The 17,204-nt window shown below is 60.3% G+C and carries 17 protein-coding genes and 1 pseudogene; 3 read left to right on the top strand and 15 right to left on the bottom strand.

Annotated features, from left to right (window positions below; translation table 11 throughout):
- Nucleotides 1–406 precede the first annotated feature (406 nt).
- The 4 genes from GXN78_RS42045 to GXN78_RS42040 form a co-directional block, all read right to left on the bottom strand.
- Complete coding sequence (locus tag GXN78_RS42045; protein ID WP_258187258.1) at nt 407–532, bottom strand: hypothetical protein; 126 nt, start codon at nt 530–532, stop codon at nt 407–409.
- 481 nt (nt 533–1,013) lie between these two features.
- Nucleotides 1,014–1,295, bottom strand: a complete 282-nt coding sequence (locus GXN78_RS29700; protein ID WP_164255873.1) for a hypothetical protein — start codon at nt 1,293–1,295, stop codon at nt 1,014–1,016.
- Nucleotides 1,296–1,396: 101 nt separating this feature from the next.
- Nucleotides 1,397–2,818 carry a DUF4832 domain-containing protein gene (locus GXN78_RS29695; RefSeq protein ID WP_164255871.1) on the bottom strand — a complete coding sequence of 474 codons (1,422 nt, stop codon included), beginning with the start codon at nt 2,816–2,818 and terminating at the stop codon, nt 1,397–1,399.
- A 199-nt stretch (nt 2,819–3,017) separates the two neighbouring features.
- Complete coding sequence (locus GXN78_RS42040) at nt 3,018–3,143, bottom strand: hypothetical protein (RefSeq protein ID WP_258187257.1); 126 nt, start codon at nt 3,141–3,143, stop codon at nt 3,018–3,020.
- A 607-nt stretch (nt 3,144–3,750) separates the two neighbouring features.
- On the opposite strand from GXN78_RS42040, the gene GXN78_RS29690 reads away from it, so the two are divergent.
- Together GXN78_RS29690 and GXN78_RS29685 are read left to right on the top strand one after the other, a co-directional pair.
- Complete coding sequence (locus GXN78_RS29690; RefSeq protein ID WP_164255869.1) at nt 3,751–5,655, top strand: histidine kinase; 1,905 nt, start codon at nt 3,751–3,753, stop codon at nt 5,653–5,655.
- A 28-nt stretch (nt 5,656–5,683) separates the two neighbouring features.
- Nucleotides 5,684–6,418 (top strand): LytTR family DNA-binding domain-containing protein, encoded by a 735-nt coding sequence (locus tag GXN78_RS29685; protein WP_239143016.1) that lies wholly within the window; start codon nt 5,684–5,686, stop codon nt 6,416–6,418.
- A 979-nt stretch (nt 6,419–7,397) separates the two neighbouring features.
- On the opposite strand, the gene GXN78_RS29680 is transcribed toward GXN78_RS29685, so the two are convergent.
- The 7 genes and pseudogenes from GXN78_RS29680 to GXN78_RS29650 form a co-directional block, all read right to left on the bottom strand.
- The gene (locus tag GXN78_RS29680) at nt 7,398–7,787 is read right to left on the bottom strand and encodes a hypothetical protein (RefSeq protein ID WP_146163165.1); all 390 of its coding nucleotides are present in this window, start codon (nt 7,785–7,787) and stop codon (nt 7,398–7,400) included.
- A gap of 66 nt (nt 7,788–7,853) precedes the next feature.
- The gene (locus GXN78_RS29675; protein ID WP_146163164.1) at nt 7,854–8,846 is read right to left on the bottom strand and encodes a hypothetical protein; all 993 of its coding nucleotides are present in this window, start codon (nt 8,844–8,846) and stop codon (nt 7,854–7,856) included.
- A gap of 492 nt (nt 8,847–9,338) precedes the next feature.
- Nucleotides 9,339–11,915, bottom strand: a pseudogene (locus tag GXN78_RS29670) (TrlF family AAA-like ATPase); the annotation flags it as partial.
- The gene (locus tag GXN78_RS29665) at nt 11,897–12,391 is read right to left on the bottom strand and encodes a glyoxalase (RefSeq protein ID WP_106560143.1); all 495 of its coding nucleotides are present in this window, start codon (nt 12,389–12,391) and stop codon (nt 11,897–11,899) included. The gene GXN78_RS29665 and the pseudogene GXN78_RS29670, both read right to left, overlap by 19 nt.
- Nucleotides 12,392–12,403: 12 nt before the next feature.
- Nucleotides 12,404–12,700, bottom strand: coding sequence for a putative quinol monooxygenase (locus GXN78_RS29660; protein ID WP_106560142.1), 297 nt, complete (start codon nt 12,698–12,700; stop codon nt 12,404–12,406).
- A 34-nt stretch (nt 12,701–12,734) separates the two neighbouring features.
- Entirely contained in the window at nt 12,735–13,034 is a 300-nt protein-coding gene (locus GXN78_RS29655; protein WP_106560141.1) for a hypothetical protein, read from the bottom strand.
- A gap of 1 nt (nt 13,035) precedes the next feature.
- Nucleotides 13,036–13,845 carry an NAD(P)H-dependent oxidoreductase gene (locus GXN78_RS29650; protein ID WP_106560140.1) on the bottom strand — a complete coding sequence of 270 codons (810 nt, stop codon included), beginning with the start codon at nt 13,843–13,845 and terminating at the stop codon, nt 13,036–13,038.
- A gap of 96 nt (nt 13,846–13,941) precedes the next feature.
- Between GXN78_RS29650 and GXN78_RS29645 the strand changes: the two genes are divergently transcribed.
- Nucleotides 13,942–14,838 carry a LysR family transcriptional regulator gene (locus tag GXN78_RS29645; RefSeq protein WP_106560139.1) on the top strand — a complete coding sequence of 299 codons (897 nt, stop codon included), beginning with the start codon at nt 13,942–13,944 and terminating at the stop codon, nt 14,836–14,838.
- Nucleotides 14,839–14,894: 56 nt separating this feature from the next.
- Here the strand turns inward: GXN78_RS29645 and GXN78_RS29640 are convergent, their stop codons facing one another.
- The 4 genes from GXN78_RS29640 to GXN78_RS29625 all read right to left on the bottom strand — a co-directional run bounded on the left by GXN78_RS29640 (nt 14,895) and on the right by GXN78_RS29625 (nt 17,129).
- Complete coding sequence (locus tag GXN78_RS29640) at nt 14,895–15,083, bottom strand: hypothetical protein (protein ID WP_106560138.1); 189 nt, start codon at nt 15,081–15,083, stop codon at nt 14,895–14,897.
- A gap of 119 nt (nt 15,084–15,202) precedes the next feature.
- A complete protein-coding gene (locus tag GXN78_RS29635) occupies nt 15,203–15,838 on the bottom strand; it encodes a class I SAM-dependent methyltransferase (protein ID WP_106560137.1) in 636 nt (211 codons plus the stop codon).
- Nucleotides 15,839–15,841: 3 nt separating this feature from the next.
- Nucleotides 15,842–16,288, bottom strand: coding sequence for an AAC(3)-I family aminoglycoside N-acetyltransferase (locus GXN78_RS29630; protein WP_106560136.1), 447 nt, complete (start codon nt 16,286–16,288; stop codon nt 15,842–15,844).
- A gap of 22 nt (nt 16,289–16,310) precedes the next feature.
- The gene (locus GXN78_RS29625) at nt 16,311–17,129 is read right to left on the bottom strand and encodes a GntR family transcriptional regulator (RefSeq protein WP_181360669.1); all 819 of its coding nucleotides are present in this window, start codon (nt 17,127–17,129) and stop codon (nt 16,311–16,313) included.
- Nucleotides 17,130–17,204: the final 75 nt, after the last annotated feature.

Genomic DNA, 17,204 nt, shown 5'->3' with positions numbered 1-17,204 from the left:
CCAGGCCCAGCCGCTGTCCGGCTTGAACGGCGGGAACTAGGCGACCATCACGGCCGCGACCGTCTGGAGTCGATCGGTTTCGCGCATGGTCATTGTGATCGTCGCCGCGGACGTTGCCACAGTTGCGCCACGAAATCAGCGGGAAAGAGCGACATTGCAACTTTGCCCCGACACGCTCCCACGCAATTTTTCTGCTCGACGCCTTGTTATGTTGATCTCATTCTCTCCCGCCCTGAAAGCCGCCCGCGCAGGGGGAGAAGAGGGCAAAAGAGGCGCCACCGCAGCGCGACAAACTGACAGGGCCCGGCGAGCGGCACCACCGTCGTCTCGCCTCTCGCAGGAGGTCCTCCATGCCATTCCTCGCGCCCTCGTTCGCACGGCTGCCGCCCCTGTCCGTCCGTGGTGTTCAGGAAATCTGCTGGCGCTGGTAGAAGCGGCAGTAGCGCATGAGCTTCTCGTCAGTGAGTTCGACCACGACCGAGGCGTGGTCGGCGCGGTACCGCAAGCGCTCGCCCAAGGGCGCGGCGATCACGTCGCCGAACTTCCAGTCGCAGGCCTGGTCCCCGATCTCGCTGAGCCGTGGCCCTCCAGCACAACGTAGAGGGACCTAGCGTTGGCGGTAGGCCGCGCCCTGCAAGCCGGCCGCCATGCGGTGCACCTTGATCCAATGGTCGGCATGCCGGGAGCGTCCAGCGTGAGCGTGGTGCCGAAGAGGGGGTGCTCCGGGTCGGCGGCGGCGTCGCTCGAGGCTTCCAGCGCGTCGAGCCGAGCCTCGGTGTCCTTCCATGCGAAGCGCATCGCCGAGTCCTGACATTCGACGACGTCCACCAGCCGTCGGGGTGGCGCGGCCATCGGTTCCAGCAAATGCACGAGCGAGATGTCCAGTCGAACCAGAAGGCCTGGGCTTCGCCCTCGTGGCGTGGCCGTGCCAGTGGTCGCCCGGCGTCAGCGCGATGTCGCCCGTTTCCATTGGGTGCTTGGTCCCGTTGACCACCGAGTACGAACCGTGCGACTCAAGGATGACGCGCAGCGCGTTGAGCGCATGCTTGCGAGCGCGCCCGCTCGCCGGGCAAGATGGACTGGTAGGGGCCCACCAGCGTGCGCGTGGTGGCGAACTGGTTGCCTGGCACTGGGTTGCGCAGGATGAAGCTGCGCCGCTCCGCATGGTCGGTGCCGATCACGCGGGCGGCCACCAGTGCCGGGCGCGTGCGCTCGTACTGCCAGTGCGCGGGCTTCAGGGCCGAGCGGGGCGAGGCCCACATCAAAGGCGGCTGGTGATCGGTCCAGCCGGGCACGCAGTTTTCTTCTGCAATGGCGGCAATCAGGTCGTCGACCGAATCGACCTCGGACCGCCAACCGTGATCGGCAGAACATGGCGAGCGCGCAACTTACATCGTCAATTTATAAGAAGCTGATTAATCAAATAATTAAAACCCTTGACGGAATCAAACTTGGTATTTGGAATCCGCACTGCATACTTGGGCTGACCTGTTAACGAATCCTCTATGCTCAAAGCCACTCTGTAATTTCCAACCGGCATTGTTGCTGGAAGAACAAGCGAAGAATTGTTGCGATTGGGGAACTGAGATCTAGCAATCGTTCTCCTTTGCCCCGGGAGCCAATCCTCAGTTGTCGTAAGATCAAATTTGTATTCCTGATTCGAATTAACATGAATCAAGACTAGCTTGACGGGCCTAGGCCTCATGGCTGCTGCCCACCCCCTGTTTATAATAGTCATTTCAAAATCGATCCGTCCTCCCCGAGTCGCAGAAGAGCGCATGGAGGTTGAAATCAGTTCGTATCGATATCCCAGCCTTCTTTCAATATCCGGCAAGCATCCTTGGTCTTGAAAGCCTTCGATATAAATTGGAGCCCAATCTTTGTTCAGATAACCATAGTTGAGAGCACCCATTTCGGCGATTGCAGATGGACAATCGTTGCGTGCTCCCTCTAGGATTGATCTGCCGCATGTTTCGCCTCCGACGCTTACGAAATCAGAGTCTCGCGTAACGTAGTCCTTGTCCACTACATTACGATATGTGTTTGAATCGCTGGCATTCCTTAAAAAGCAATCATTGTGGTGTCCAATTCGGCCCATGCGCGTTTTATTCTTGTAATCCGCGAAAGTCGCGCTCGGAGTGGAACTATCCAAATCTGCATAATCAAGTGCTTTTGCCTTCATCAAGGGCCTGCGTATTTGTACTTGGATATGAGAAGGTGTGTTGTCCAACCAATTGTTAACTATTTTGTTTCGATCCCCCCAGTTTTCATTGCCGACGTTGCCGAAATTTTTCGAGTCAGCCCCCTCGCCCCATTCTCCAACAAAGCCCGATTGAATAACAGCAATAACATCCTGGAATTCTGCGACTAATGGAAGAATTTGCGCCATATGTTCTTGAACACGGGCTAGAGGGGCATCCAACCTCATTTCCACCGGATTGGAACCCTCTATGGGTTTTGGTGAGTAAGCAAAGCGCAAGATCATCTTGAGTCCGTCGGACGCTCTAACTTTAAGTGCTTGCTCCCTGAACTTGGCTATCGGAACCTGTGGGGAGTCCATATCCAGGTTGTATAAGCACATAACAAGAGTGATATTTTCGCGCATCTTGTAACTGTCCAGAGTAGTTTTGCTAAAATCTGACTTATCGCAGTCTCCTGTGTGATGATACAACCCTCTCTCCGGGTTGGGAATTATTTGGCTGGAGGCTGGATAGTCGATCGATGGAAGCACTCCAGGCAACTGAGCGAATGTCGTACCTGGCGCTGTCAGGATTGCGCTTAATAGTAGTTCAGTAAAGCGGCCATTTGGCTTATTCATAACGTTCTCCAGTGGGCAGGGGATTAGCGCTGGCATGAGCGCGCATGTATTGATCAAGGGAAAATTGCTTCATTGACTGACTTTCCGGTTTCGATCAACTTTCTGCTAATTTAAAAATCCGCCAGTCCAAGCTGGAGCAGCGGCCAATGACCGAGGTCGAGTGGAACAATCCGATCGCGACGGCGCCGCGCCGGGCGTGTCAGCCTTCCTGCCGCAGCGGACAGAACGGACGGCCTTCGATGGCGGCCCACACGCAGGCGCGTATGCAGGCGATCACCAGGCGTGTGTCTTGTACGGGGGGGACCGTTCTCATGACGATGAACATGTTTGTTCTCCTCAGAGGCTTGCATCACTTCACACCGCCCATTGCAAATGGTGGAGTTGGACATGAACCGTCGTCTTTTGCGTATGCGAGCCGGCCGCAAAACAATCGATAGGGGCCGCGCCGAAGAACTTCAGGATTTCCATTTCGATCTCCTTTCAAATGTTTTGGACATGTCGAACAGGGTCTTCCTGTTCACGAAGATCAGCTGTCAAGACGGCCGATCGCCCCATCGATGGGATTCCCGTGTCATCCCGGAGTCCCGGCCTAGAGGTGATGTGCATCGCAGGTTAGGCGCCAGGTTCAGCGCTGACCAGCGCTATGCGATGGCCACGGTAGATTGCGCTGCCGCTTCGGAGATCGCCATCCATCTGGTGGGAATAGGGCGAATGACGGTTGGAGCGCTCGTCGGCCGTAGGCCGCGCTCGCACCTAGAGTTGCCGCTTCCGTCACCTTCACTGCGCGGATAGGATGGCTGGGCGCGATCATTCGGTGTTGACACCTGTGTGTTGCCATGATGCTGCGGCCCCAACTTGTTACAGTTACCCCTGGCTACTGGCACAGGGTGCGAGGCGACCTGAATGCAGTCGCCCTAGGGGTCGGGGCGGGCATGGCGATGCTGGTTTCAATGCAGGTCCTATTCCTGCCACACCTCTTCGAGGTGTGGGACCTGGTAGATGTCGCGCGCGCTTGGGTTCGCTATTTTGCTGAGTCCGCGGCGATTGCCAGCGCTTTGATCGTCGCAGTCGCAATGGTCGGTCATGCCTTTGTTGGGCATCCCGTGCTTCGCTTTGTTGCGCTGTCGCTCGCCCTCCTGCTGCCTGCGCAAGCGCTAGTGTGGTTCCTTGCCTTGCGCCATCCGGGGAGTTTGGATCCGGTGTCGGTGAGGGCGGTGATCGGCGAAGGCATGAAGTTCAGCTTGCTTGGCGCAGTGATGCTGGGTGCTCGCACATTGCACCGGCGCATGCAGCGAGCAAACGCCGACGCCACGGCCGCTCAGGCGGCGCGAGTCGAACTGGAGCGTCAGGCTGAGCAGGCGCAATTGCAATTGCTTCAGGCGCAGATCGAGCCGCATTTCCTGTTCAACACCTTGGCCAATGTGCGCCGGCTCTATCGCAAGCAACCGGCGGCTGGCGCCGAAGCAATCGACGATCTAATGGTCTACCTGCGCGCAGCGTTGCCACAACTGCGTCTGACCGTTTCGACGCTGGGTCAGGAGTTCGAACTTGTGCGGTCGTATCTGAAGCTTTTCAAGATGCGGATGGGACCGCGGCTGAACTACGCGCTCCATCTGCCGCCACCACTGCGTAGCGTTGCCTTCCCTACAGCAGTGCTGGTCACACTCGTCGAAAACGCGGTCAAGCATGGAATCTCTCCGGCCGATTTGGGCGGCATGATTCAAGTCGCCGCGACCCACAATGGGCAGCAGATCGAGGTGACTGTCATCGACGATGGGGTCGGTTTTGGCACCGGAACCAGCGGCAGCGGGCTCGGCCTCGTCAACATCCGCGGCCAATTGCAGGCTCGCTTTGGGGACTCCGCACAGCTCACGCTGGAGCAAGCTGAAGGCTGCGGCGTGTGCGCGCGGATCATCATTCCATCTAATTCGCGTGCTGACATGGTGCGGGCTTGGATGAAAACGATGAACAGGAGGCAAGCAAGCCCGCCGGCCGTCGAGTATCAGCCTTTCAGGGGCGGAGTCCAGATCGCCTGCACCTTGGCGCTGGTACTCGGGTTCGGTTTGGCTTCGGCAATTTTGTCGTCGTTCGCTTTGCAGCAGCCCACGGTGGCAGCGCGGATGGGCTCCTTTGCCTCGGTGGAGGGTTGGTTCTGGTACTTCTGGAGCGACATCATTGTCGGTATGCTGGCCGTCGTGATCGTAAACCGGTGGCGTGCGCGCGATCGCGCCGTCGAGAGTCTCACGAAGGCGCAGGAAATGGGACGCATTGCACGACAGCGCTTGGTGCAAGCTCGGCTGTTGTCCATCCAGACTCGGATTGATCCGAAACTACTTTTCGACATGCTTGCAGCCGTGAAGCGCTTCTACGAGTGCGATACGGCGCGCGCTGAACACCTGCTTGATGACTTGACAGCTTACCTACGGGCTGCGCTTCCTCGACTTCGCAGTGAACGCTCCTCGCTGGAAGAGGAATTCGCCTTGGTCGAAGCTTATGCGCGACTGATGCGAGCAGGGCACGGCCGACAGATCTCGCTGAGGGTCGGCCTGCCGGCAGAACTGAAAGACGCAGCTTTCCCACCGGCGCTGCTGCTGCCCCTGGTAACGCACGTTCTGGAGCGCAGCGGCCCGGAGGTGAGCATCGAATTGGTCGCACTGGAACGCGGGAACGCCACTTGCGTGCGGATGCTTAGTGCCGTGCGCCTCGACCAGCAAGGGCTTGAGAGCATGCGAAATGCTTTAGTCGAGCTCTATGGGGAGCGCGCCGCCATGCGCCTGCAAGGCGGCGCCGGACCACACTGCACGGTGGAATTGGAGGTGCCGCGTGAGTACGGATGAAACTGCGATGGGCGCAGGACCTACGGCCTTGATCGCGGAGGACGAGCCGCTGCTCGCCGACGAACTGGCGGAGCACCTTGCTGCGCTGTGGCCGGACTTGCGCATCGTCGCCCAGGTCGGTGATGGCGTCGCGGCATTGCATGCGATCGAGAAGCAGCGGCCGGACGTCGCGTTCCTGGATATCGAGATGCCGCGTCTCTCCGGGCTCGACGTCGCGCGACAGATCGCCGGAAGGTGCCACGTGGTGTTCATCACCGCCTTCGATCAGCACGCACTCGGCGCATTCGAGGCCGGCGCAATGGACTATGTGCTGAAGCCGCTGTCCTATCCGCGGCTGGTGACGACCGTCGGTCGCCTCAAGGAGCGTGTCGTGCAGCGACCATCCGACCTGTCGCGCGTCGCCTTGCCACCGGCGTCACCGTCCCCCGCACCCTGTGGACACCTGCAATGGGTTCGCTTATCACGCGGCGCCACGGTCCGCTTGGTTACGGTGGACGAGATCTGCTACTTCAAGGCCGACAACAAATACACGTTGGTCGTGACGAAGGACTCCGAATCGCTCATCCGAAAGACGATTAAAGAGCTCGTCGATGAACTCGATCCGGACACGTTCTGGCAGATTCATCGCTCGGTTCTGGTCAATGTGCGTGCCATCGATAGCGTGTTTCGTGACGGTAGCGGGGCGCTTTCAGTGCGCCTGAAGGAACGCCCCGAAACCCTAACAGTGAGCGAACAGCACCACCATCTTTTCAGGCAGATGTAACTTTCACAGAGGCTTTCCACTCGTTTGAGCGTTTGAACATACGGCGGTCTGAGATAAGGGGATTGGCTGCGGTTGATTCCTTGATTTTTAAGGCCACTGCCAAGCCGCCGGAGACGCACCGGTTGAGCCCTGCAACTATCGTTCAACCCCTCATCGTGCGGCCTCCTTCCCTCCTTCAGCGCAGCCAGCGTGCCGAAGTAGACCATGTCCGAAGTTCGCCCGTTATGCGACTGATTGCCATCGAGCTTCGCAAAACTCGAAGTACGCGGCCAAGTCCAGCTAGGCGGCGCTGACCCCCGGCATGGCCCTCAGGTACACGTCCTCGCGTCCTCGTACTTCATGCTGCGCTACACACCCACAGCCGCACAGCCGCTCCGCAAACACGTGTCCCTCCAACAACCGCACCCGTCCAAGCTCACGCGTGAGCCGATGCGCGCTACTTCGGCGACGAACTCAGCATTGCTGAACTGGCTGCCGCGAAAGGTGTTGACGGTCTCCGTCGCTCCCCAGCGAGTTGCTGCCTCGCTGCCTTGTGCTGGGCCTCCACGCAGAAATCGGCCTCCATCGCGATCGACACCCGGTGCGCCAGCATTCGATAGCCAAGTCGGTCCAGCACCGCTATCAACTACACCAAGCCGCGCGATAGCGGGATGTCGGAGATGTCCAGCGCCCAGACCCGCTCGGCTCACTCAATGCCAGCCCGCGCAGCAGGCACGCGGGTACGCGAACACCGGGTCCGCGGGTGCCGCTTGCTCGTGCTGGCTACATGCCGGCGCCAGGCGGCCAAGAATCGTGCTCCGCCTCAACTTCCCGATCCTGGCGTGCAGCGCCTTCAGGTCCATGAACCCCAGTTCCCCGATTGGAAGAAAGGCCAAAATGTGCGGGCACATCGCCCAGATGGCTTAAGTCAGCGTTTTGAAGACGTTCATCTGAGAGATCAAAAACGACATAAAGCGCCGCAATTTTGACCCCAATCTGCTCAGCACGCAGTGGATTTACTAGGACGCGACCCTTCAAGTACGCCTTCGTCCAAACAGCCGCTAATTGACACTCTAATCTGCCCATCCTTTTGTTCGTCTCCCCGCAAAATCGGCTCTGCAGTATGTGCAATCTTCCGTCGACGCGACAACAACTGCTGCTCGAGCTCGGTGACTTCGCCTGATGCGTTCACGTTCAATGCGCCATTCGGGGCTATCGAGCGATGCAGGGCTGGCTCGCTTGCCCGCTCCTCAAGCATTTGTTTTGGCTGGGTGCTCTCCAGGATGGATGAAGCCGATATTTCGCCAGAGAATCCCTCGGACCCACCGCCGCCACATCCCGCTGCCAAAAATATCGGGACTATCGCAACTGAGATAACAATATTCTTCATGCCATACTCCAAATTTAATATAGGTAGCGGCTGTGGTTGTCCAGCGAGCCGCAACATTTTCGACGACTAGTGCACGTATTTGTGTATGCCGCTTACACTGCCCCAAAAAACCTGTGTTGCATCCCATTGGAGATTCGCAAAGCCAACTCTGCTGATGCCTACTCCGACGTTGTATCGAGTTTCTCCGCCACTCTGGATTCCAACTGAGCAGTCGGATCCGGAGTCTGTACACCGGGCCCAAAGTACCCTCGTTCCGTCAAAACCTACTGACGTTGTTCTATATCCGGTCGTAGTCGCTTTGTAGGTTCTCGTTAGGGTACTGCCAACATCCCTCGAATACACCCCGCCCCCTTCGCTGCCCCAGAAAATGCGCGTACCACCCGAAATTGGATAGATAAAAAGTGCACTAATTGGCTCTGGCGAAGACGCCACCACATTCGTAGCGCTGCCAGATTTTAGTACCCTGCGAATGACGTTGCCATCGCTGTAATAAGCGAAATTCGTGCCCAATTCCAAATGGTGCCCCGCGGTGGTGGTGGCAAGTGTTTGGATGCTCCCCCCTCCAATCGGCATGCGGCGGACTCCATCTTCATCTACCCAGTACAAATACTCTTCGTCGGTGCGAAGCGACCGGTTCCCCACGAACCGGGACAAGGTGGCGATCGTAGTCGCAGAGCCGCCAGCCAATGGGATTCGCTTGATGGTCGAAGTTTTGTTCAGCGGGGATGACTGGTCGTTTGCAATAAAGTAACCATACCAAGCCCCCAAGTTCGCATACACGATATTTCCGAACGGCTTGTAGCCGTTACTAGATTCTGAATACAACAATCGTTCACCTCCCGGCTTCGAATTATTTCCCGCTCGCCATATAGAGGCTACGCTAGGCCCGCCAAGTACATCATCTGGTTCTGAATAGGACGTCCAATACAGATTGCCGGTGGATGCAATTAGATCGGTAGGCTTTGAGTACGACAGATTGGCGTAATCTGCGGCAAACACGTTGCCGGCTGAAATCCCAAAGCCAAAGACCACGACAGCAGTGATTTTTGCGAGGTTCATCATCTTTCCTTAACAAATGGCGGATGGTTGTGGAGCGCGCCATAGCACAGACGTATGGCTCCAAAATCCAGATCTCAATCTTCCGATTTGGGTATTTAATAAAGCTTGGGTCGCATGGCGGTTCCTTTGGTGATCTGCGCTGCAGATTAGGCTCGAGGCGTCGCCCAAGCCAGTGCCATGCGATAGCCCCTCGAAATCGAGGAGCCGACGCCAACCACGTCGTTCGTCTGCCGTGAATGAGCCGAATCACGTTTCGAGCGTCGTTCGACCCCACACCGGCGCTCATCCGCCAAAATGCCCCACTTATCGCTCTCCAGTTGCCGATCCACTGACTTGGCGCAGCAAAGGATGCACGTGCCCCACTAGGGCTGTGAATTGGTCCCAGAAAGTTGAACATTCCTGAGGGTCCAACTTTCGAAAAGGATTCAGGCGCGCTACACGGTCGGGCGGTGGCCGCCCTCTAGAGGCGATGCAATGGCGCCGTACGCGATGTCAGGTTTGATTCTGTATCGCGATGCCGTACATCTTCGCGCGCCGCGTGAATGCCTCCATGGCACCCTCCAGAATTGAACACGCGGAACGCCGAGTCTGCGGGTTGTCGATGGAACCTCGACTGACAATCTCGCCGCGATCATTGAACGCCTTCATTACGACAATTTGCTCTGCGTCGCCCAGCACAGCGACATTGGGATTGTGGGTGACGATGATGATCTGCCGGCGCTCCTTTGCGCGTCGAAGCACTGGAACGAGCGTTGAGTAGATGAACTCACCATCGAGGTTGTCCTCCGGCTGATCGATGATCAACGGCTTATCGCTGTCGGCGGATAGCATGAGCGCCAATAAGATCGACTGCTGCTGGCCGAGGGAGAGCTTGGAAAACTCACGGCTAACCGGTCGGCGCCCCCCCTTTCCGTCGTCTAGTTGCTTGGTCACCAGGAGCTTGGGCAAGTCATAAAGGGCAACGCGCTCCAGCGCAAATCTGGTCGCAGGCTCGCGAAGCTTGTCGAGGATCGCCTGTGCCTCGCTCTTGTCGAACGCAGCGAAGCCATCCCTCGTCCGAAGGTGAGTCAGGGGGCTGGCGTCGTTGTGCTTGATCGCGTCAAGAAGCACGGGAACGGTCAGGTCTTCCACGAGATAGCTTGCGCGCACCTGCTGATTGGTCCGCCACCCCATAGCGTTGATGATCTGCTCCGCCGCATCCGGGGAGTGTGCACTTCTTCCGAACTTGAGGCTGACATTGAGATCGGACAAGGCTTCCCTGAGCGTCGCCGACGCCTGCTTGCCCAAGGCCTCTCGTTGGGTCGCAATACGGTCGCGCGCAGACCAACGCCGAGCGAGCGCAGCAAGGCGGCTGCGCTGCAGGGCGGCCAGATGTGTTTTCCAGGTGGCAAGCTTCTTCAGCGTCTGGTCGTGTCGGGCCTCATCGGACGCCAGCTTGGCGATGTACGACATGTCGAATGTCACCTTCAGCGCTTCAAGCTCTTTCTTTTTCGCGTCAATCCTCGCTTGGGCTTCGGTTTCCTTCGCGCGCCACGTGGCGGATTGACCCAGAATCGTCTTCTCAAGCCGCACAACCCCTGCGCTTATCTTCTGTTGTGCATCGGTGATGCTCGACTTGAAGACGTTCGCTTCTGCAGCAATGGCCTTGAACTCATCTCCACCGAGCTTCAACTTTGCCGGGTCTGCAAGGTCGGCAATCTCCGTTGCGGCGGTGGTCTGCTCGGTCACGTCGCTGTTTTCCTTGAGCCGCTTCAACTTGTCCTGAATCTGCACTCGCAACTCGCGCTCCGTCGCGAGCTGACGCTGGAGTTCGATCAGTTCCTTGACTTCCGGTTTCTGCATGGCGGTCAAGGCTTGCTTCGTCGTCGCGAGCTGACGCTCATACTGCGGAATCAAGGCAACCTGTTGTTCCGCCTTTTCAATGTCGGTCTGCAGCGTCAGCAACTCCTCCCTGGCCGACTCCTCTTCGCCCGATGCGACACTGAGGTCAACGAACTTGTCCAGATAGCCCAAGAGCGCGAGAGGACTGCTCTGCGCCTGGTGACTGATCTTGGCGGCATCGCCTTGTCCGAAGCAGTCGATGTCGAAGAAGCAAGGGCCCTCATCAGGGTCATTGACGTTCTCCATCGGAAGGTTCTTGTGCCGGGACAACACGTGTTGCTGCCCGGCCTTGTCCTGCCAAACAAGGTGCAGCTGATCTGGCCAAACCTCGGAGTCCACGACCTTGCTTGTTTCACCTGGACTGTGGATCAGGCAACGAACGCCCTCAAACGTTGTCGACTTGCCAGTCCCTCTGCCCCCGATGATGCAGTTCAGGTTGGGACTAAAGCGGATGACCTGCTTGTCCAGAAAGCCCCCGTCGAGTGCGATGCCCACGACTCGGGGGACAGATTGAGGAATCAGGTCTTCGATCCGCACGCGCGCATCGGCGTCGTCCAAGGCGATGCGCAACGCAGAAAAGCTGGGAACATCCATCTTGTATCGGGTGATCCGCTTGTCGTTGGCAGCGTTTCGTCCCAGCGCCTCGAGGGAATGAGAATCCGAGTTGAGTACGCGTGCCAGAAACTGTTTGGCGCCCAGTCCCAGTCGCTCGATCCTGGCCTGGCCCATGCGGGCTCGATCGGCAACGGGGTCCCCTGCCGAATAGAAGACGTCTGAGTTGGCGTGCTTCAGCTCGATCGCAGCGAGCGCGCGATGACAGATCACGTCGAACTTATGGGGCGACGCTCCAGGGTTTTCCTGTTCGAAGCCAGAGGGGACATCCACATGCGCGAGGATGCCAAATCCCCCGTGGGCTTCGGTCGCCGTCAAGCATTCAAGAATCGACTGCTGACACCGCGAAGTGCCCATACCGGCATCAGCGATCTTCAACCCGGCGAAGAATCGGGTGAGCTTCTGGTGGTCAGGGAAGTAGCACAGGAGGTGCCCCTGTGCCGTCGACAGCTCAACACCGGGAATGACCAAGACGTTGTGCGCTTCAGCTACGGCGAGGGCGCGCGGAACGCTCGAAATGTCGTTGTGGTCCGTGATGGCGATGTGATATTGAAGATTCAGGCCATCTCGAATTGCCGGTAGACCTCCGGGTCGAACCACTCCGATCCCGCCTTGACCCAGTTGTCGGGGTCGACCGTCACCTCCCCCAGGTCCTCGTAGGCCGAGTGGAAGTTCAGTTCGAACTGGATGCCATTGGGGTCGTAGCAGAACAGCTGCCAAAGTGGGAAGCCGGGCACGGATCGCTCGCGGTAGGGGATGCGCAGCGCTCGGCAACGCTCGCGAGTCGCGGAGAAGCCGTGAGCCGACAACGCGATGTGGTCGATGGCGCCACTGCCTGTCGGTACGCGCCCGTCGGTGCCGAGAGCCGCCTGGCCGGTGTAGATGTGGAAGATCGATCCGCCGTGGGGTGTGTTCAGCTGCATCCAGTAGCCAGGGAATTCGAAGAGCGGCCGAGGCGATTCGGACATGGCGAAGACCTGCTCGTAAAAGCGCTTGGTCGCTTCGGGCTTGCCGGTCTTGATGGCGATGTGAAAGAGGCTGGTGGCGGGCATGGCTGGCTCCGCTCAGACGCCCGGGCGCACCATGTGGCCGCGAAAGATCGTCCAGTACTCGGACAGCTCCTCGATCACGGCCTTGTACCGCGCGAGCTGCGGCGACTCCATGTGCCGGTCCCACAGCGCGCGGCTTTCCCACAATTCGGTGAAGACCCAGCTCTGCCCGTCCTCGGATTCATTCATCTCGTAGCGCAGGCAGCCTTCTTCGGCCAGGGTAGGCAATAGCAACGATTTGAGGACGGCGCGGAATTCATCGGCCTTGCCCGGCTTGGCTTTGGCGCTGCCGACGATGACGAGGGTGGACATGGGTGAGGTCTCCTGATGGTTCGTTGAAGAAGCGTCATGCAGCGCCGGCTGCGGCGAGCGCCTGGAATGCCGGGAACGGCTTGAGCGGGCAGTACTGCACGTCCAGCAAGTCCTCTTCGACGTACGGCAGCGACGTGACGTAGTACTTGGCTTCCTCGATGGTTCGCGTTTCCAGCTCCAGCACGGCGCCGGCACCTTCCAGCAGTCCATAAGCCGCGCGCACCGTTCCCTCCGCCATGCCCTGCCACACTGCCAGCAACTCCGGCATGGACAGCCGTGCCAGGTGTTCCGCGTCAGCATCGGCGCGGCGGGTCAATATCACGATGGTCCTCATGTCACGCCCCGATCTCGGCCGGCTCACGTTCCATCTCCGTATCGGCGATATGCGCAAGCAGCCCGGTCTGGCCGGGCGCGACATGGCTGGCCAGCACGTGACGGTCCGGGTAGTCGCCGCCGTTTTGCGGCCGGAAGGGAATGGGTGCGTCCTCAAAGAGACCTTCGAGCCGCAAGCGCCACGCACGCAGCGCCTGCGCCACTTCTTGCTCGGTCATGCGCCCGGTGCCGTAGACCGCATACGTGGGCAACACGTCGAAGCCGGGAAAGTACAACGTGCCGTGGGTGATCGGGAAGAGCAGCTCCTCGATCGGCCCGTTGATGCCGCGCGCCGAATAGTCGCTCGCCGGTCCGCCGGCCGCCACGGCGAGCATGGCGCGCTTGCCCTTGAAGGCGCCATCGCCATAGCGGTAGGTGTTGCCGCCGTCCCTGTAGCCGTATGCCAGGCCGTAGGCCCACACGCGGTCCACCCAGCCTTTCATGATGGCCGGCATGCCGTACCACCACAGCGGAAACTGGAAGATGACGGCGTCGGCGGAAAGTACTTTGTGCTGCTCGGAGACTACGTCGGCAGTCTGCCGGCCGGTGGCATAGGCATGCCCGGACTCTGCCACGAAAGACAAGCGCTGCGGGTCGGTCCGGCTCGGGAAATCGTCCTCGTCGAACGCGGCCTTCCAGCGCATCGCGTACAGGTCCGACTGCAGCACTTCATGCCCTTGTGCCTGGAGCGTCTGGACCGACGCATCGACCAGCTGGCGTGTGAGCGACGTGGGCTCGGGGTGGGCATGGACGATCAGAACCTTCTTCTTCATGGTCACTTTCCATCGAGTGTTGTGGGTACGTGGCCAAGTCTCGGCTGGCATGCGCCATGTGTGAAATCGAAGAATTGTTCGGCTACCATCCATCGCATGGATAGCAAGCGCCTCGACCTCAATTTGCTGGTCACGCTGGAGGCGTTGCTGGTCGAGCAGAACGTAACGAAGGCCGCCGCCCGCCTGCACCTGAGCCAGCCAGCGGTCAGCGCGCAATTGAACCGGTTGAGGGTCGTGTTCGCTGACCCGCTGCTTGTTCCCGCGCAGCGAGGGATGACGCCGACCACCAGGGCCGTCGAGCTGCTGGAGCCGCTGCGGCAAGCTCTCGACCAGGTTCGCGCCACCGTTGAGTTGCAGGACTTCGACCCTGCGAAGGCCAAGCTGACCATCACGATCGCCTGCACGGACTACCTGCAGGCCGCGGTGGTCAAGCCCCTCGCCATGCATCTCAGGGCCAGGGCGCCTGGCGTGCGCGTGGCGTTGCGCAACCTGGACGTGGGGCTGTTGGAGTCGCAGATGGCGCGCGGCGATGTCGACCTGGCGCTCTTGACGCCGGGAGTTGCGCCGCCAAGCCTTCGCACCCGACACTTGTTCGATGAGCGTTACGTGCTCATCGGCCGGCGCGGCCATCCACGGTTGCGGGATGTGATCACTGTCGCAGAATTCGCGCAACTGGAGCACGTGATCGTGTCCTTGCGCGGCGGCGACTTCGAGACGCCGGTAGACGCCGCTTTGGCTGCACTCGGGCACAAGCGGCATGTGGTGCTGTCCGCCGCCTCATTCCTCTTCGTCCCCGAGGTCGTGTCGCAGTCGGACTTCGTCGCCCTGGTTCCAGCGCGACTGGTGAGCGACCGTGCCGACAGACTCCAGTTCCTCGATCCCCCGTTCCCGGTTGAAGGATTCGCAGTGGGGATGGTGTGGCACGAACGCACTCACGCCCACAGTGCTCAACGCTGGATAAGGGAGGCCTTCGTCACGGCCTCGAGGTCTTGAGGCCCGCACCACCGCGGCCAATCATCAGCCCGCTTCCGCTCCACCCGCGCGGCCCCTCACACCACGTGCAGCTTCCTGCCCTCCCGCGCCAAGCTATCCGCCACCTTCTCGATCACGACCCGCCGCCGCAGGCTGCCGCCCGGCACGTCCAGCTCCCAAAGCTCCAGCGAGCCGTCCGGCCTTTCCTCCACAAGGATGGAGAAGCGGCCAATGCCATCGCGGTATTTGAGGGTTCGGCAGTACATGGGGGCTCGTGGAAGAGGGGGAGCGCCAGTGCGTAACCCTAAGGCCGCGAAAGTTCCCTTCGCCTCTCGGCCGACAGGTGCCTTCGAGGACGAGCCGCGAGCCACCCCACCGCGCCAGCCTACAAACGGGTCGTGTACTCCAGCGCCCAGAAGTACTGCCATTCCCGGTACTCGATGGCCGCCGCGTGCGGAGCAACCATATCCATCAACGCATCCCGGTCCGGAAGATTCTTCAGCACGCGATGGGTCGAGCCATCGGCCAAGGTCCGCACCTGGTAGGTGTTGCCTTCGGCATCGCTCTCCGCAATCGGCGTGCTGCTGCCGGGGACGAAGCGGTTGTCCAGAAAGACCACCTTCGCGCCCGGTTCGATCGCTGCATGGAAGCCGCGCAAGAACTCATCGATGCGCGAGCGCGGGATGTGCGACCACCAGAAGCCGGCAAAACCTGCGTCGCACCTTACCGTGGAGGAGGGGAGGCGATACGCATCGCCCACGACGAGCTGCGCCTTCGCCGCCGGTACGCGGGTCTCGGCGATGCGCAGCGTCTCGGGTGCCGCATCGACCGCCACCACGCGCTCTGCAGCCGGCGCATAGAACTGGGTCCAGTACCCGGTGCCGCAGGCGACCTCCAAGACCGAACGGCGTGCGAACACGGTCGAAAGCCAGCTTTCGATCTGCCGCAGATCGGCTTGCCGTTCAGGCTTCAGGTAGATCCCGTCGTACTCGTTCGCGCGGGCCGCGTAGTAGTCCTGCATGGATCAAGCTCGGCTCGTGGGGGAGGGGACCGGGACATCGAAATGCAGCACGTCTTCGCGCACCCCGAGCTTCGAATACAACGCGATCGCCGGCGCGTCAGGCGGATCTGCCTGGACGAAGATGACATAGGCCCCGCGCTCGGCGCCGACGCGCTGAAGCTCCCGGATCAATGCGGTGGCAACGCCTCTTCGCCGGTGCGCAGCGGCGACGGCCAGGTCGTAGATGTAGATCTCGCTGCGCTCCTGCTCGAACTTCCTCAGTTCGTAGGCGGCGAGGCCTCCGATGACCTTGGACCTTTCCACGGCCGCCAACGCAATGAAGGTTTCGCCGGCGAGCAGCTGCCGAAGGTACTCTGGCCGGGGGCGCTTGGCCCCGTAGGTGTCCACGTCCTCGAAAGCCTCGCCGAAGACGGAGAGGCGCTGGATGGTGTAGCCGCTTGGGGTGGTCATGGTCTTGTTGGTCGCAACTTATCTATCCGGACAATAGATTGCCATCGACCGGCGCGTCCAGCACGATCTGCCCTGCCGTCAGCGTGTTCACGGTCGCGCCGGCGATCTCCATCATGACGCTCGCGCGATCCGCGGCCATGTAGGCGGTCAGGTGCAGCACCGGGCGCTCGTCCATGTCATGCATCAGCCGCACCAGCTTCAATAGCGGCGCACCGACCTCGGTCTGGATCAGGCCGGCCCGCTGCGGGTCGCTTACGGTCGCGCTGAACTCCTGCACGACGCGGCCGAACTGGACCCCCTGCATCATCAGGATCTCGTAGAGCGCCTTCTTCTTGAGTGCCGCCGCCGTCACGCGCCGGCCGACCGCGACGGGGACCCACGCGTCCGTCAGCATCGCCGGCTGACCGTTGCGATTGGATCGAATGCGCAGCGCGTGCACGGCCTTCTCGCCGGGCGGAATCTGCAGCAGCCTCGCCACATCGGCCGGCGGCACGGTCTGCTCGACCTCGAGGACGCGGACGATGGTCTCGATGGCCGTCTGGCGCAGGCTGTCGATCACGCTAAGGCTGGGCACGGGCCGCATCTGCCCGGGCTCGCCCCGCACGAAAGTGCCGCGGCCGTGCCGGCGTTCGACCAGGCCCTGGGCCGCCAAGTCCCCCAGGGCGCGCCGCACGGTGATGCGCGAGACGCCGAATCGTTCGCAGAGCCCTTCCTCGTTCGGCAACGCGCCGCCCGGGAACAAGCCCCGCGAAATCTCGTCGCGCAGCACCAGATAGATCTGCCGGTGCAAGGCGGTGCCGCGTGCCCCGTTCATCGGCGTGGTTCCAGTCGACAGGTTCATGGCGGGAGCATAACTTGTTGACTTGTTGTTATGTTGTGATAGTCTTAGAACAACTGAGACAAGCAAGCAAAGACC

It is taken from the genome of Variovorax sp. WS11 (assembly GCF_010499245.1).
Classification (GTDB): Bacteria; Pseudomonadota; Gammaproteobacteria; order Burkholderiales; family Burkholderiaceae_C; genus Variovorax.
The sequence above is the reverse complement of the archived record's forward strand: the minus strand, read 5'-3'. Positions and strand labels throughout refer to the sequence as shown.